Genomic DNA, 15,862 nt, shown 5'->3' on the forward strand with positions numbered 1-15,862 from the left:
GTCGCTGATGTCGTTCAGTCCATCAGCTCCGGGTGCTGCGCAACGATTCGGTCGTACATCGGCTGAAATTGGAACCACCCGGCGTACTCGAGACCCACCTGGTTGTACGTCAGTTTCGCCGTCACGTCATCCAACGGTTTCGGTTCACCCGCCGCCATAGCGATGAGCTGCGCCTGACTGGATCGCTCCATTGTGATGAACCACCACGCCGCGGAGTCCACGGTCTGACCGACCGTGAGCAGACCGTGGTTCGACAGCACAATCGCCTTGCGCTGACCGAGTGCGGCACCAATTCTTCTACCCTCCTCCAACTCGGCAACGACACCCGTGTAGTCGTCGAACACGGCGTGATCGTCGTAGAACGCGCAGGCGTCCTGAGTCAGAGGTGCAAGCCCCATCCGCAAGCTCGACAGTGCTTTGCCGTACAACGAATGTGCGTGTGCGGCCGCAACAACGTCCGGTCGAGCCGCGTGCACCTGGGAGTGGATGACGAAAGCAGCACGGTTGACCGGACGATTACCTTCGACGATCTGACCCTCGTGATCAACCAGGATCAGATCGCTCGATTTGATCATGCTGAAATGCATACCGAAGGGGTTGACCCAGAAGTGGTCGGTCTTCTCGGGGTCACGAGCGGTGATATGCCCCGCCACCCCTTCGTCGAAGCCGCACTGACTGAAGAGCCGGAAAGCGGCCGCAAGTCGTTGCTTTCGGTGCTGCCGTTCGTCGTCGACCGACTCGAAAACCGGCGGAGCGGGTACGTCGATTCCTGGGCGGGTCTGTGCCAGTTCGGACATCGTGTTCCTTCAAGTCGCAGGTGTCGTCTCGGCGCACTACCTCGGGGCACGGTCGACGCGTAGCGGACGGTCCGCATGACAACCCTCGCAGCGAAACATCACTGCTGGGTCATGCTTCAGTTCTACACCCGCGAGTCGCACATTCGATCGCGAAAGCCCACATGCAGTGCGATGTGCGTCTTGCTGTCGCCGGAGTGGTGGCCTTCGCTGCGCGTCGTGGCTTCTCGGTCGCAGTGACCACGGCGACGTCCGGTCAGCACTCGGCAATCGACCGATGAGATCACCCAGATACTGTCACGCCGGATTTCCATCGTTCCGCTTGTGCGCCAACAGTTTTGCCGCAACCGAACTGGGGTTTCTCACCGCCTCCGGGACGGAGTCGAACCACCGGCACAACAATCAGCAGGCCGCCGGATCATCGGCCGTCCACGACGCGGAGTTGTCCGAATGGTTCATTGCACCACCTGCAGCTCGCGTCGACGTAGTCGTGGCCGTCTTCACGTTCGCACTCATCCACTGCGCATCTGCTGCCACATGAGAGCATTTGTCCACACCGGCACCGCTCACTGTCGCACCCCGGGTGGTGAAGCGCTCCCGGCGGGGTGCCGCAGTCGTGACACTTTCTCCTCCCGTTGGGTATTCGACTGGGCCGCCAAGTGCAACCCACCGAATCGAGCATTTCCAGATCGCACGCCATACAGATCGCCATGGGGTGCAGAGTCGCACAGAGCACCGACACCCAAAGGTTGTTCACGCTCGAATTCATCGGCGCCCAGGTGCCGCCTGTGCGACGCCAACCGCCCCCGTGCGATCGACACACTTGGGCTCGACGAGATCAAGGCTTCGTCCTCGACGAAATAGACGAAAGCTTTCGCCATACGATCATTGGTTTGGTAGCTTCTCTTCCGGGCCGATCCGTGCCCTTCCGGGGGGAGAATCGTGAAGATCAGGCGCGTTCGTTCAGCCAACGGTGCGGTGTTGGCTGCCTGGGACCCGGAGTCCACGGCGTGGATCGACCTCGATGCCGCCGCGTCGAAATTCGATACCTCTCGACGAGGCCCCTGGACCATGGACCTACTGACCTTCCTCGCCAGTCGTGAGAGTGGCCGCGAGGCAGCCGAACGTCTGATGAGAGCCGCCGCCGCGGAGGATGTTGCGAGACTGGACGATCCGCCGCCCGGCATGCCATATCAACCCACGTCTCTCAGGTGCTTCATGGGTTGGGAGAAGCATTGGAGTCAGGCGGCACATCAGCTGGTTCGCAAGAATCTTCCGATACTGAGACCCGCGATCGCGGCGTACGAATCCGTCGTCCGCCGCGATTTTCGCGCACTGAGACCGGGGGCTTCGTTCGACGAGCATCCGGTGTACTACACCGGGAACCCCTTGAGCATTGTCGCTGACGGTGAGATTCTTCGATGGCCGGCGTACACCCGCCAACTCGATTTCGAGCTCGAGTTCGCGATGATCATCGACCGGCCTGTTCTGGACGCGACCGAGGACGAGGGTTCGGACGCGATCGGCGGATTTGTCGTGTTCAACGACATGAGTGCCCGTGACGTTCAGTGGGACGAGCAACGTAACGGCCCGTTCGGTCCCGTGGTCAAAACGAAAACGTTCGGGAGCTCGATGGGATCTGTCGTTGTCACGCCTGACGAGGTGCTCCCCCATCTCGGCAATCTCTCGGCTTCAGTGTCGGTCAATGGTGAAACATGGACAACGACGAGTACCAGCGGGCTCAGGTACAGCCCCGGTGAATCGATCGCCTACGCGAGTCGAGCCGAAAACCTCTACCCGGGAGAGCTTTTCAGTTCAGGAACGCTGCCGTCGGGATGCGGTTTGGAACTCGATCGGTGGATTCGTCCCGGTGACGCGTTGACACTGGAAATCGAAGCAATCGGATCGGTGACCAACGAGGTCGGCTTCCCCGGTCGATGAGGAGAGCTCGAACCATCGGTCATCTACGATCCGGAGAGTTGAGATCTGTTGAGATGCAACGTTACCGACCTCATCGAGACCCAACCCCCCACCTGAGTCGAAGGGTTGCCACAACCTCGACTGCAACTGAGTCCCAACACCTACGCACAAGAAGTCGCCACGCAGCTCCTAGCCAATCCCGGCTCGAAATATCTACGCACCGATAACGCGTGTGAGTCGCTTCGACAAGCCACACCCGACGGAAATGCCATCTATGCGGTCTACCGCATCGCTGGCACGACGGAGACAGAGGTGTGCGCCGCCGTCACAGCATCCGGCGGCGACTCGTACGGCAAATGGCTCGATACCACCACGGACCCGAGCTACATCATCCCGTGCTGAACCCGAGCGCCGGCCGCAGACGCCGCGAAAGAGGGTCTTTTCGCCTGAGTTCGGGCAGACACAAGCCCGACACTGTTTGTCGATGAGCTGCTGAGTTCAGAGGGGTTACTCAGACGAAAGAGACGGCCTCGGATCTCTCCGAGACCGCCTCCGACCTACATTGCGTCGGGCTGATAGGAATTGAACCTGCGACCCCTCGACCCCAGCTGGATCGACTGACTTTCAATGGTCCCACCCGTACCCACCGCACATCCCCTGAGCAGGCTTTATCGTCCACGGCCGTACATCCCGATCCACCGCCGGTTGCACCGAGTAGTGACACGCTCGCGGCACTCTCGAGTACCGGAGACACCGCGGGGAACCACTGACAACCACCCAGCACAAACGGTGTCCGACACCCTGTGCAGTCTGTCGTGTTTGGAGTCCACAACTTCGAGTTCGGCGAGCACCAAACGGGAACTGACGCTCCTACCGAGAGATGTTCTCGAAGACAGCAGCAAGGCCCTGCCCGCCGCCGATGCACATGGTTTCCAGCCCATAGCGAGCATCACGCCGCCGCATTTCGCGAAGGAGGGTCGCGAGAATCCGGCCACCTGTGGCACCGACCGGATGGCCGAGTGAGATGCTCGAGCCGTTCGGGTTCAGCCGATGATCGTCCGGCTCGATTCCCCACGTTCGCAGGACCGCCAAAGTCTGTGCGGCAAAGGCCTCGTTCAACTCGATGACGTCCATATCGGCCATGGTCAACCCTGCACGCCCGAGAGCCTTCTCGGACGCCGGGACGGGTCCGATTCCCATTGTCCGCGGCGATACACCCGCAACCGACCAACTCACCAATCGGGCGATCGGGCGTAGCCCGAGCTCGGCTGCACGCCCCGGAGTCGTCACGATCGCAAGCGCGGCACCGTCGTTTTGACCGCTGGCATTACCTGCCGTGACGGTCGAGGCCGGATCGATTTTCGCGCGCATCGGACGGAGCTTCGCCAGACTCTCGACAGTGGTGTCGGCGCGCGGATGTTCGTCGGTGTCGACCACGATCGGATCACCGCGCCGCTGCGAAACCGGCACTGCCACAATCTCTTCTGCGAACACTCCGTTTTTCTGCGCGGCCACGGCGCGCTGATGCGACTGGACGGCGAGCTCGTCTTGATCCTCACGGCTGATCGAATACTCTGCCCGCAGGTTGTCGGCAGTTTCGATCATTCCGCCAGGAACAGGAAAATTCATCCCGCCTGCAGTGATACGGGCTCGAGCCAGTCGATCGCTCAACGCCACCGACTCGGCCTTGATCCCCCATCGCATTCTGGTGGCGTAGAACTCGGCCTGACTCATACTTTCCACACCGCCGGCCAGCACCAGATCGCTACCGCCCGTTTGTACTTGCATGCACGCCTGTAGTAAGGCTTGCAGTCCGGACCCGCACCGACGGTCGACCTGTAGACCTGGAACCTCGATACCGAGACCTGCATCCAGTGCGGCGACCCGTCCGATAGCCGGTGCTTCGCCGTTCGGCGACGCCTGTCCCAAAATGACGTCGTCGATGACACCGCCTTCCAGTCCGGTACGGGCGCACAGTTCTTCGATCACGACGGCGGCGAGTTGCTGCGGTGAAACATCGCGGAGCACTCCCCCGAATCGTACGACAGGTGTGCGTAGCGGTTCACAGATGACGGCGTCTGGCATGAAGATTCCTTATCGAGACGGGATTGGTTACGAGAGATGGAATCGATTGCTACATGTAGCGTCCGCCGGTGACCTCGGAGACGGTGCCGGTCATGTAAGACGACAGATCGGACGCGTAGAACAACGCCACCGAGGCGACCTCACGCGGATCCCCGGCGCGCTGCATCGGTATTTCGGACATCTTCTGATCCCACGCCTTCTGCGGCATGGCTTCGGTCATGGCCGTCTTGATCAGTCCCGGCTGAATAACGTTGATCCGAACACCCAGGTGTGCAACCTCTTTCGCTGCAGCTTTGGACAGTCCCACAATTCCGGCCTTGGCCGCTGAGTAGTTGCTCTGCCCTACGAAGCCGACCTTCGCCGAGATCGACGACAGGTTGATGATCGATCCACCGCCGTTCTCACGCATGATGCCTGCTGCGATTCTCGTGCCGTTCCAGCAACCCTTGAGATGCACGTCGATCACCTGATCGAACTGCTCCTCTGTCATTTTCCGCATGGTCGCGTCGCGAGTGATTCCCGCGTTGTTGACCATGATGTCGACAGACCCGAACGATGTAACGGCGTTGTCCATCAGGGCCTGCACGTCGGAGGCGGACGTGACATTGCAGTGAACGCCGATTGCAGGGGTGGGCAAAGCGTCTGCGGCTTCCTTGGCCTTCGACTCGTCGAGATCACCGATGACGATGTTCGCGCCGTTCTCCGCGAACATCGTGGCGATGGCCAAACCAATGCCCTGAGCGCCACCGGTGATGACGGCTGTACGACCTGAAATCATGAAATGTCCTGTTCTGTGGTGGTGCCGACGGTCATCGGGCGAAGTCCGGATCGAAAGCTGAGTTCTGTACGGCAATCCCCTGCCGCAGCAGGCTGTCTGCTTCGTCGGAGTCTTTACCGGATTCCATTAGCAACGCGCGGGTGTGCTGGCCTAGCGCGGGAACATCGCCCATGGGCGCTTCGTGATCGGCGAACGTAGCCGGAGGCAGCAGCGCCTGTGCTGTGGCGTGTTCGGTGCCGACCGTGCGCCAGCGGTCACGTTCGACGAGTTGAGGATGGGCAACGACCTGATCCATCTGTTTGACCTGGGCCGCAGGGATACCGGCCGACGCCAGTTTCGCGTCCAGGTCGACTGTCGTGAAGAGCGATGTGCGGGCGGCGACGACAGCGTCGCATTCGGTACGGTTCTGCACGCGCAGCACGTTTGTCGCGAAGCGTAGGTCGTCCGCCAACTCGGGGATGCCCAGTACGTCCGAGACGAGCGTTCGCCAGCCACGGTCGTTCTGCACACCGATCAGGATTTGACCGTCGAGCGTCGGATAGGCGTCGTACGGCGCGATGGAACTGTGGCTCACACCCATACGCTGAGGTTGCGTGCCGGTGTACATCTGTGTGTACATTGCGTGGCCCATCCATTCCACGGTCGAATCGAGCATGGACACGTCGATGGTCGCGCCTTCGCCGGTTCGTCCGCGCCGCAGCAACGCCGCGAGAACCGATTGTGCGCAATACATTCCGGTGGCGATGTCGGCGGTGGGTATTCCGGTCTTGGCCGGCTCGTCCGGAGTTCCGGTGATGGAAATCAAGCCCGATTCGGCCTGGATCAGCATGTCGTAGGATTTCCGGTCCTGCATAGGACCACCTCTGCCGAATCCGGACATGTTCACCACTACCAGTTGCGGGTTGGCTGTGCGCAATTCGCCGGCACCGAAGCCGAGACGCTCTGCCGCACCAGGGGCAAGGTTCTGCACGAACACGTCGGCTCGGTCGATGAGTCCTCGAACGATCTGGCGTCCCTGCACCGACTTCAGATCTACCGCAAGTGATTCCTTGCCCCGGTTGAGCCACACGAAGTGCGCTCCGGTGCCGTGGACGGCATGGTCGTAACCCCGCGCCAGGTCTCCGCCGTCGGTGCGTTCGACCTTGATGACACGAGCACCCAGATCGGCGAGATTTCGGGTGGCGAGCGGTGCTGCGACGGCCTGCTCTATCGCGACGACGGTGAAGCCTTCGAGTGGTGCGTTCACGAGTTGCGTTTCTGTTCGGCCCTGATCAGGCCGCCACCGACGATCAACCGCTGAATCTCACTTGTCCCCTCGTACAGTCGGAGCAATCGCACATCCCGGTAGATGCGCTCGACCGGCACCTCACGCATGTATCCGGCACCGCCGTGGATCTGGACGGCGAGATCGGCGACCTTGCCGACCATCTCGGTACAGAACAGCTTCACCGCGGACGGAGCGATACGCCGATCGGTCTCCTGCACCCACGCACGGGCAGCCTCACGCACCATCGCCCGGCCCGCCATGACACCGACCTGCTGATCGGCGATCATCGCCTGCACCAACTGAAAGTTACCGATCGGCTCACCGCCCTGAGTGGACGCCGCGGCATACGACACCGACTCGTCCAACGCACGCTGCGCCTGACCGACGGCCAGCGCGGCAATGTGCACCCGCCCCCGCGCCAACGACGTCATCGCCGCCTTGTAGCCGATGTCGCCATCGCCGCCGACCAACGCGTCGGCCTCGACCCGCACGTCGGTGAAGTTCACATCGGCCGTACCGGAGCCCTGTTGACCCATCTTCGCGTCCTTGACTCCCACCTCGATCCCAGCGGTGTCGGCAGGAACCAGGAATACCGCAATCCCGTTGCCGCTCTGCGGTTTCGGGTCCAGCTTGGCGAAGACGACGAACATGTTCGCAATCGGAGCATTGGTGATGTACCGCTTGCTGCCGTTGATGACCCACCCGGTGCCATCGACCTTCGCGGTGGTCCGTAGCCCCGCTGGATTGGACCCAGCCCCGTCCTCGGTCAGCGCGAAGGACGCAACGATGTCGCCGGATGCCATGCCCGGCAACCATTTCGCTTTTTGCTCCTCGGTGCCGAAGCCCACGAGCACCTGGCCGGCGATCCCGTTGTTGGTGCCGAACATCGATCGCAACGACAGCGAGGTGTAGCCGAGCTCCATCGCGAACTCGACGTCCTGAATCAGGTTCAGACCGAGCCCGCCCCACTCCTGCGGGATCGCGTAGCCGAACAGTCCCATCTCGGCGGACTGTTTCCGTAGATCGTCGGGAATCGAATCGGTGTTCATGATCTCGAGTTCACGCGGCACCACACGTGAGCGCACGAAGTGGGAGATCTGCTTCAACACGTCCGCGAAGACGTCATCCGCTACATCGGGGTTCAGCGTATCCATGGGACAACTATCGGTTACTGCATTACCATCAGTCCAATACTTAATTGGTACTTCTGTTTTAACAATTTCGGCAATAAAGGAGCATGAGTGGACGTCGAACAGCTCCGCGCGTTCCTCGCTGTGGCCGAGGAGCTCCACTTCGGACGTGCGGCCGCGCGTCTGCACGTCGCGCAGCCGCCGTTGAGTCGCCAGCGGTCAGGCCTTGATAGATCCCGCCCGGGCAGTGCTCGAAGCGATGCGCACCGCTGAGAACGCAGTCGTGTCGGCCGACGGCGGCGAGACCGGACTCGTTCGGATCGCGTTCGCGGGTGTGTCGACACACCGCATGGTCGCGAGACTGGCTCGGCTCGTTCGGTCACAGCACCCGGGTATCGAACTCGAACTCTCGAGCCAGAACTTCGCCCAGCCGGCCATGAAGAGGCTTCTGGGCGGGGACACCGACATTGCGCTCGGTAGATGGGACGTAGTTCCGTCCACCGTCGAGTCCCAGGTCGTGATGCCCGACCACCTCGTCGTCGCGTTCGCCGACACACATCCTCTGGCCGATGCACGACACATCGGAATGGAACAGCTGGCGCAGGAACACTTCGTGTCGTTGCCATTGCACGAAGGATCGGTACTCCCCGATCGACTCCGCCGCTTGGCCGACGCGCACGGTTTCGTCCCCGACGTCGTTCAGATCGCTCCCGACACCCAGACCGCCCTCGCCCTGGTATCCGCAGAGGTGGGGTGCCACCTGACACTTTCTTCGGTAGCCAGCAACGTCACCGATCCGCACGTCGTGTTCGTTCCTTTGGACGACACCACAGCAGATGTAGATATGCGAGCTGCGTGGCGCCGAGACAACACCAACCCAGCGCTGCGCGTGGTACTGGACAAGGTTGTCGCTCTCGACGAGGGCGACTCGTGAGCGGCACCTACAGTGACGCCTCACCATCACCCAGCCCGAGCTGACGTAAACGGCGGTAGAGGGTCGTTCGGCCGATCCCGAGTAGCTCCGCCGCCACCGACTTGTTCCCACCAGCGCGGTCCAATGCCTCGACGATGGCATCGCGCTCCGCCGATTCCATCATCGTCATCTTTCGACGTGCGGGAGCCCGTTGCAGGTGCTCAGGAAGGTGGTGGCGCTCGATCACCGACGCAGTCACGCTCGAAGCCAGGGTGGTCACGGTCGCCGTCAATTCTGCGATATTGCCGGGCCAATCCCACTGCATCAACGACTGAAAAGCTGTCGGGGACATCGAATGCCGCCGCGTTGTGTCCACCTGATCGAGAATGCTGCGGACGAGCCCCGGGATGCGATCCGGTGAGTCGGAGAGGGCTTCCGTCCTGGCGTCGATGCCCCAATGCTTCACCAGCGCAGCGAATTCCGGTGAGGATGCGTCGACACAGGTGGTGATCAACAGCTGATTTCGCCTACCTGCGGCAACAGCCTCGCGGTGATCCTGCACCAGCGTTACGACCGGACCGGCTTCGTGATCCTGCACCGATTCCAGCCTTCGAATCAGGACGTCTCGGCCGCCGTCGAGGAGGTCCGCTACTGCGGACCAGGGCGTTGCGGTGTCTGTGGACAGAATGACGACCTCGAGTTCTCGACCTTCTCCCCGACCTGCCCGCACATCGAGTGCACGAGATGCGCGACCGGATCCACGCGGACCGTCGATCACCGTCACCGCTGCCTCGACTGCCTCCCGGGAAGCAGTGTCGACGTGCGTGCGCGGACCGATGGGGCCGGCCGTCGAAACCTCGTCACGAGGAACGGGAGCGAAGTGCAGCACGTAGTAGTCGCGGGCTCCCTCGACGACTCGACGAGCCGTCACCGCCACCGCGCCTGCATCGATATCCCAGCGAGCTGTGTTCACAAGCGCCCAATTGTGTGCGCTGAGGCGATCCCAGAGAACTACGTGCGAATCGACGCTCACATAAGGCAATCCGGGTGTATTCGCCAGCAGCGTCTCTCGGTCCATGATGACCGTGGGACGACGAGAGTTGGCGTAGCGCATGAACGACATTGCCAACGCGAGGTCCTGCGGTCGTGCTGCCGCCTTCAATCGTTCTTCGATCTGCTGACCAATTTCCTTGGTCAGGGTGACCATCAGCGAACTCGCAATGGCCAACGGTCCCCCGAGCGACACCGATCCGATCACCAGGCCCGACGGGGTGTAGACCGGAACGGCGGCACAGGCCAGCACGGACAGCGACTCGTTGAAGTGCTGGCTGCCTTCGATGTACACCGCCCGGCCTTCGACCATCGAGGTACCGAGACCGTTGGTCCCGATCGAGTCTTCCGAATAGTCGAACCCTTCGGCCGCATTCACCCGATCCAGTTTTCGCTGCAACCCACGATCGCTCGCGCGCCTGGCCACGATGCTGCCAGCCCGGTCACTGAGGAACAACGTCGTGCCGGTGTCCACGAGCTGGTCCTGCCAGCGGTCGAGTACCGGATCTGCAGCGCGGCGCAGAATCGAGTCGGTATCGATCTCGTCGAACTTCTGCGACGGCATCGTAGCGTCAGCGCTGCTGCCGATCGAGCGACGCCAGCTCCGCAGGATCAGGTCCGGAACAACCCCCTCGTCGGGAGCACCGGACAGCAAGCCGGCGCGCATCAGATGCCGCTTTGCCTCGCGCACCGCATCGCTCATAGGTTCTCGCCCTCTAACCGTTCGTTCATCCGCAACCCGAACACTCACAGGGCGCAACAATCATCATACTATTACTACTAAACAAGCATAACTGCAGCTCAACGCCCCCATATCCGGGTGTTCCAGATTGGCACACACCAGACACCTGTGCCCCACCTCACCATTGTGACCAGAGGAAGTGAACTACACCACATAGGTCGCGAGACCGGAGGAGCAATCAGATGGCGTCACACGAACCCGATCAGATCCGTGAGATCGACGCACTTGTCGTCGGATGCGGCTTCGGCGGGATATACATGCTTTACAAGCTACGGCGTGAACTCGGCCTGACCGCCATCGCGATCGACAAGGCTTCCGGTGTCGGCGGCACCTGGTTCTGGAACAAGTATCCCGGCGCGCTGTCGGACTCGGAGAGCTTCGTCTACCAGTATTCGTTCGACCGCGACCTGTACGACCAGACCACCTGGAACACCAAGTTCGTACGTCAGCCCCAGATCTTGGAGTACCTCAACGGTGTCGTCGACCGCTACTCACTGCGCCAGGACGTAGCGCTCGAGACCACCATGACCGCGGCCCGCTTCGACGATGTCGCCGGCATCTGGACCGTGACCACCGACCGCGGAGTCACCTACAAGGCCAAGTACCTCGTCAACGGCCTCGGACTCCTGTCGGCAACGAACGTGCCGAACTTCCCCGGCATCGAGAACTTCGAGGGTCGGTTGGTGCACACCGGCGCATGGCCCGAGGATCTGGATTTGACCGGCAAGCGAGTCGGTGTCATCGGCAACGGATCGACAGGCGGGCAGGTGATCACTGCGGTCGCACCGATCGCCGGGCATCTCACCTCGTTCCAGCGCACCCCTCAGTACAGCGTCCCCGCGGGCAACCGGGTGCTGTCCAACGAAGAGTTGGCCCGCCAGAAGGAGAACTTCGAGGCCAACTGGGATCAGGTTCGCAACTCCAGTGTTGCAATGGGATTCGTCGAAAGTGAGGTCGAGACGTTCAGCGTCTCCGACGAGGAGCGCCAGCGGATCTTTCAGCGGACATGGGACGAGGGTGGTGGCTTCCGTTTCATGTTCGAGACGTTCTGCGACATCGCTACCAATCCAGAAGCGAACGAGGAAGCGGCGAAGTTCATTCGGGGCAAGATCGCAGAGATCGTCAAGGACCCGGAGACCCGCCGCAAGCTGACACCCACCGATCTCTACGCCCGCCGGCCCCTGTGCGATTCGGGACTGTACGAGACGTTCAACCGAGACAACGTCTCTCTCGTGCACGTGGGCGAGAACCCCATTCGCGAACTGACGGCCAACGGCATTGTCACCGAAGACGGGGTCCTCCACGAGCTGGACGTACTGATCTGCGCCACCGGCTTCGACGCCGTCGACGGCAACTACGTCAAGGTCGACATCCGGGGACGCAACAACGAAAGCCTTAAAGAGCACTGGCAGGACGGGCCGACCAGCTACCTCGGAATGGCCACCACCGGCTTCCCGAACATGTTCATGATCCTCGGCCCCAACGGACCGTTCACGAACCTGCCGCCGTCGATCGAGACACAGGTCGAGTGGATCTCCGACACCATCGGGGCCATCGAGAAAGACGCCATGGGCTGGATCGAGGCCAAGCCGGACATCGAAACAGAATGGACCGATATCTGCGCCGACATCGCCGACCAGACGTTGTTCCCGAAAGCTGCGTCGTGGATCTTCGGCGCCAACATCCCCGGCAAGAAGCGCACGGTCATGTTCTACCTCGGCGGCATCAAGGAATATCGCTCGGTGCTCGACAACGAGAAGGCATCGGGCTACCCGAGCTTCCTGACGCAATCGGACGCGCTCGAGCCTGCCTGACCCTTCACTCGACGACACTGCATCGACCACGCCGGCCGGGTGACCCACTCCGGTCTTCCGGCCGGCGTCCTGCAACGAAAGACATGCCGATGAGCAAGTACGCAAGCACCGATCCCACTACGGGCACCGTCGTGGCGAAGTTCGAGACCGAGTCGGACGAGCAGGTAATGGCACCGCTCTCCGCCGCCGACGCCGCGTACCGAACATGGCGAACCACCGAAGTGGCCGAACGCGCTTCGGTTCTCCAACGGGTCGCCGATCTGCATCGCGAACGCGAAACCGAACTCGCCGAGTTGATGACGCTCGAGATGGGCAAACCGATCGCGCAGGCCCGCGGCGAAGTGAAACTTTCTGCGTCGATCTTCGAGTACTACGCGACCAAGGGTCAGGACCTGCTCGCGGACGAGGAGCTCGACATTGCCGGTTCTGGACGGGCACTGGTGCGTACGGCACCTATCGGAGCACTCGTCGGCGTCATGCCATGGAATTTTCCCTATTACCAGGTTGCGCGATTCGTAGCACCGAACCTGTTGCTGGGCAACACGATTCTGCTCAAGCATGCCAGCAACTGCCCGCAGCAGGCGTTGGCCATCGAGGCGATGCTGCGTGATGCAGGAAGCCCAGAGGGTGTGTACCGGAACATTTTTCCCTCCAGCGACCAGATCGCCGATCTCATCGCCGACCCCCGAATTCAGGGCGTATCGCTCACCGGATCGGAGCGCGCGGGCAGCATCATCGGACAGCTCGCCGGCAAGCACATGAAAAAGGCGGTACTCGAACTCGGCGGCTCGGACCCATTCATCGTGCTCGCCGGTGCCGACCTCGGTGATGCTGTCGCCGCGGCCGTCCCCGGTCGGTTCGGCAACGCAGGCCAAGCATGCACCTCGTCCAAGCGAATGATTGTCGACGCCTCGGTGTGGGACGAGTTCCTCGATGGGTTCGTTTCGGCGGCGCAGTCGTGGTCGATGGGTGACCCGACGGATCCAGCTACGCGACTGGGTCCGATGTCGTCCGTCCGCGGACGCGACGAAATCGCAGAGCAGGTCGCGGACGCCGTCTCGAAGGGTGCCACGGTGCACCTCGGTGGATCCGTCCCCGATGGCGACGGCGCGTATTACCCCGCGACAGTGCTTTCCGGTGTCACCCCGGATATGCGGGCATACCGGGAGGAGCTGTTCGGACCGGTTGCAGTGCTGCACAAAGTCGACTCGACCGACGCCGCAATCGATCTCGCCAACGATTCCCCGTTCGGCCTCGGTAGTGCCGTGTTCACCACGGACGACACCGAAGCTGCGTACGTCGCCGACCGGCTCGACGTAGGCATGGTCGGCATCAACACCACCATCAAGAGCGCGCCCGACATGCCGTTCGGCGGAGTCAAGACTTCCGGCATCGGCCGAGAGCTCGGTCGATTCGGGCTCGACGAATTCGCGAACAAGAAACTCGTTCGCACCCTCTGACTCGTCCCGGCTGTTCCACTCTCACCTCAGGAGATCAACCATGCGCGCAGCTGTCTACTACGGCAACCACAAGGTAGAAATCGAAGACGTTTCCGAGCCCGAAGCCGGTCCGGGACAGGTCAAGATCCGCGTGTCCCGAAACGGCATCTGCGGCACCGACCTTCACGAGTTCTACGACGGTCCGATCTTCATCCCGCCATCCGACCCGCACCCACTGACCCACAAGGCAATGCCGGTGGTTCTCGGTCACGAGTTCTCGGGGATCGTCACTGCCGTCGGTGCCGGCGTCGACGACGTGGCCGAAGGCGACGCAGTCACCATCGAACCGATCTATCGGTGCGGCGAATGCCGCCCGTGCCGCAGTGGCCAGTACAACCTCTGCAAGTCGATCGGCTTCCACGGTTTGATGGCCGACGGCGGCATGGCCGAGTACACCGTCGTTCCCCGCAACCAGGTTCACAAGCTTCCGGACAGCATTCCGGTCGAGATGGGCGCGCTGGTCGAGCCCATGTCGGTCGCGTATCACGCAGCGGTACTGGGCGAAGTCGGCGACCAGAGCCGAGCACTCGTCTACGGCGCGGGTCCGATCGGAATCGGCATCTGGTTTGCGTTGCGTGGCATGGGACTGACCGAGATCGACGTGGTCGAACCGTCGGAGACGCGGCGTAAGTCCATCGAGGCTCTCGGGGCTCGCACCCTCGATCCGATGTCCGTCGACGTTCCCGCCCTCATCGCCGATCGCACCGACGGCGATGGCGTCGACGCTGCGTTCGACGCACCAGGCGTGGCTCCCGCAGTCGAGTCGGCGCTGGAATGCGTCGGCGAGCGTCGCCCGCTGATCAGTGTGGCGATCTACGACAAGCCTCTCTCGACACCGCTGATCAACCTCGTTCTTCGCGAGCGGCGCATTCAGGGAACCATCTGCTACACCAGCGACGACTACCGCGCGGTCATCGACCTGATGGCCAAGGGCCACTACGACACCACAGGTTGGGTCGACACGATCGCCCTCCGAGACGTCGTCGACGGAGGGTTCGAGGAACTGCGGGCCGGGCGCAAAATGAAGCTCCTCGTCGATCCGACAGCCTGACATCCGCCACTTCACAGTTCACACAACACGATTCAGGAGACGACCATGACCGTCGCACACATAACCGGCTCGGCACGCGGAATAGGCAAAGCCATCGCGCTCCGCCTCGCACAGGACGGACATGACATCGCGCTGTCCGACCTGCCTTCGATGTCGGATGAGCTGGAGAAAACTCGGAGCGAGGTCGCCACACACGGAGTCAAGACCGTCGCGCTGACCGGCGATGTCAGCGATCCAGATTCGGTGCGGGCGCTCATGACCGACACCGCCGAACAGCTGGGATCGCTCGACATACTGGTCGCCAACGCCGGGATCGCCCAGACGAAGGCACTTCTCGACGTGACGCCGGAGGAGTACGACCGTCTCCACGCGGTCAACGGCCGCGGAATCTTCCTCTGCTACACCGAAGCAGCGCGTCAGATGATCAAGCAGGGGCACGGCGGAAAGATCATCGGAGCGTCGTCCATCGCAGGCCACAAGGGATTCGCGGTGCTCGGCATCTACAGCTCGACCAAGTTCGGTGTACGCGCCCTGACCCAGGCAGCGGCACAGGAGTGGGCGGAACACGGCATCACCGTCAACGCCTATTGCCCCGGCATCGTGGATACGAACATGTGGGTCGAGGTGGACCGCGATCTCGGTGCCATCAACGGTGTCGGGAAGGGCGAGTCGATGAAGGCAATGGCTGCCGGCATCACCCTTGGACGCGTCTCGACCGGCGACGACGTCGCAGCGTACGTCTCGTACTTGGCCGGACCCGACTCGAACTACATGACAGGACAATCCGCCCTCATCGACGGCGGCATGCTTTTCGTTTGA

General features: G+C 62.1%; 14 protein-coding genes. 8 read left to right on the forward strand and 6 right to left on the reverse strand.

Going from position 1 to position 15,862, the window contains the following annotated elements; all coding sequences use genetic code 11:
• Positions 1–14 precede the first annotated feature (14 nt).
• Positions 15–797 carry a class II aldolase/adducin family protein gene (locus QM797_RS17060; RefSeq protein ID WP_283276843.1) on the reverse strand — a complete coding sequence of 261 codons (783 nt, stop codon included), beginning with the start codon at positions 795–797 and terminating at the stop codon, positions 15–17.
• 274 nt (positions 798–1,071) lie between these two features.
• Between QM797_RS17060 and QM797_RS17065 the strand changes: the two genes are divergently transcribed.
• Together QM797_RS17065 and QM797_RS17070 are read left to right on the forward strand one after the other, a co-directional pair.
• Positions 1,072–1,335, forward strand: coding sequence for a hypothetical protein (locus tag QM797_RS17065; protein WP_283276844.1), 264 nt, complete (start codon positions 1,072–1,074; stop codon positions 1,333–1,335).
• Positions 1,336–1,736: 401 nt separating this feature from the next.
• Entirely contained in the window at positions 1,737–2,735 is a 999-nt protein-coding gene (locus tag QM797_RS17070; protein WP_283276845.1) for a fumarylacetoacetate hydrolase family protein, read from the forward strand.
• A gap of 849 nt (positions 2,736–3,584) precedes the next feature.
• Here QM797_RS17070 and QM797_RS17075 read toward each other — a convergent pair.
• The 4 genes from QM797_RS17075 to QM797_RS17090 are packed head-to-tail and all read right to left on the reverse strand — an operon-like array spanning position 3,585 to position 7,998.
• Positions 3,585–4,799 (reverse strand): acetyl-CoA C-acetyltransferase, encoded by a 1,215-nt coding sequence (locus QM797_RS17075; RefSeq protein ID WP_283276846.1) that lies wholly within the window; start codon positions 4,797–4,799, stop codon positions 3,585–3,587.
• A 49-nt stretch (positions 4,800–4,848) separates the two neighbouring features.
• Positions 4,849–5,577: a 3-oxoacyl-ACP reductase FabG gene (gene fabG / locus QM797_RS17080; protein WP_283276848.1), complete on the reverse strand. Its 729-nt coding sequence runs from the start codon at positions 5,575–5,577 to the stop codon at positions 4,849–4,851.
• 31 nt (positions 5,578–5,608) lie between these two features.
• Positions 5,609–6,823 (reverse strand): CaiB/BaiF CoA transferase family protein, encoded by a 1,215-nt coding sequence (locus QM797_RS17085; protein ID WP_283276849.1) that lies wholly within the window; start codon positions 6,821–6,823, stop codon positions 5,609–5,611.
• Complete coding sequence (locus QM797_RS17090) at positions 6,820–7,998, reverse strand: acyl-CoA dehydrogenase family protein (RefSeq protein ID WP_283276850.1); 1,179 nt, start codon at positions 7,996–7,998, stop codon at positions 6,820–6,822. Before QM797_RS17090 ends, QM797_RS17085 begins: the two co-directional genes overlap by 4 nt.
• Before the next feature lie 120 nt (positions 7,999–8,118).
• On the opposite strand from QM797_RS17090, the gene QM797_RS26265 reads away from it, so the two are divergent.
• Both QM797_RS26265 and QM797_RS17095 read left to right on the forward strand, forming a co-directional pair.
• A complete protein-coding gene (locus QM797_RS26265; RefSeq protein ID WP_349307209.1) occupies positions 8,119–8,247 on the forward strand; it encodes a hypothetical protein in 129 nt (42 codons plus the stop codon).
• On the forward strand, positions 8,201–8,908 hold the full coding sequence (locus QM797_RS17095; RefSeq protein ID WP_349307207.1) for a LysR family substrate-binding domain-containing protein: 708 nt from the start codon (positions 8,201–8,203) through the stop codon (positions 8,906–8,908). The genes QM797_RS26265 and QM797_RS17095 overlap by 47 nt, the downstream gene beginning before the upstream one ends.
• A gap of 7 nt (positions 8,909–8,915) precedes the next feature.
• On the opposite strand, the gene QM797_RS17100 is transcribed toward QM797_RS17095, so the two are convergent.
• Positions 8,916–10,640: a sigma-54-dependent Fis family transcriptional regulator gene (locus tag QM797_RS17100; protein ID WP_283276851.1), complete on the reverse strand. Its 1,725-nt coding sequence runs from the start codon at positions 10,638–10,640 to the stop codon at positions 8,916–8,918.
• A 221-nt stretch (positions 10,641–10,861) separates the two neighbouring features.
• Here QM797_RS17100 and QM797_RS17105 point away from each other — a divergent pair, with 221 nt between their 5' ends.
• The 4 genes from QM797_RS17105 (at position 10,862) to QM797_RS17120 (ending at position 15,862) form a co-directional block, all read left to right on the forward strand.
• Positions 10,862–12,493 (forward strand): flavin-containing monooxygenase, encoded by a 1,632-nt coding sequence (locus QM797_RS17105; protein WP_283276852.1) that lies wholly within the window; start codon positions 10,862–10,864, stop codon positions 12,491–12,493.
• An 89-nt stretch (positions 12,494–12,582) separates the two neighbouring features.
• The gene (locus QM797_RS17110) at positions 12,583–13,953 is read left to right on the forward strand and encodes an NAD-dependent succinate-semialdehyde dehydrogenase (RefSeq protein WP_283276853.1); all 1,371 of its coding nucleotides are present in this window, start codon (positions 12,583–12,585) and stop codon (positions 13,951–13,953) included.
• A 40-nt stretch (positions 13,954–13,993) separates the two neighbouring features.
• The gene (locus tag QM797_RS17115) at positions 13,994–15,043 is read left to right on the forward strand and encodes a 2,3-butanediol dehydrogenase (RefSeq protein WP_283276854.1); all 1,050 of its coding nucleotides are present in this window, start codon (positions 13,994–13,996) and stop codon (positions 15,041–15,043) included.
• 45 nt (positions 15,044–15,088) lie between these two features.
• The gene (locus QM797_RS17120) at positions 15,089–15,862 is read left to right on the forward strand and encodes an SDR family oxidoreductase (protein ID WP_283276855.1); all 774 of its coding nucleotides are present in this window, start codon (positions 15,089–15,091) and stop codon (positions 15,860–15,862) included.

The sequence above is a fragment of the Rhodococcus sp. IEGM 1381 genome (genome assembly GCF_030056795.1).
GTDB lineage: Bacteria > Actinomycetota > Actinomycetes > Mycobacteriales > Mycobacteriaceae > Rhodococcoides.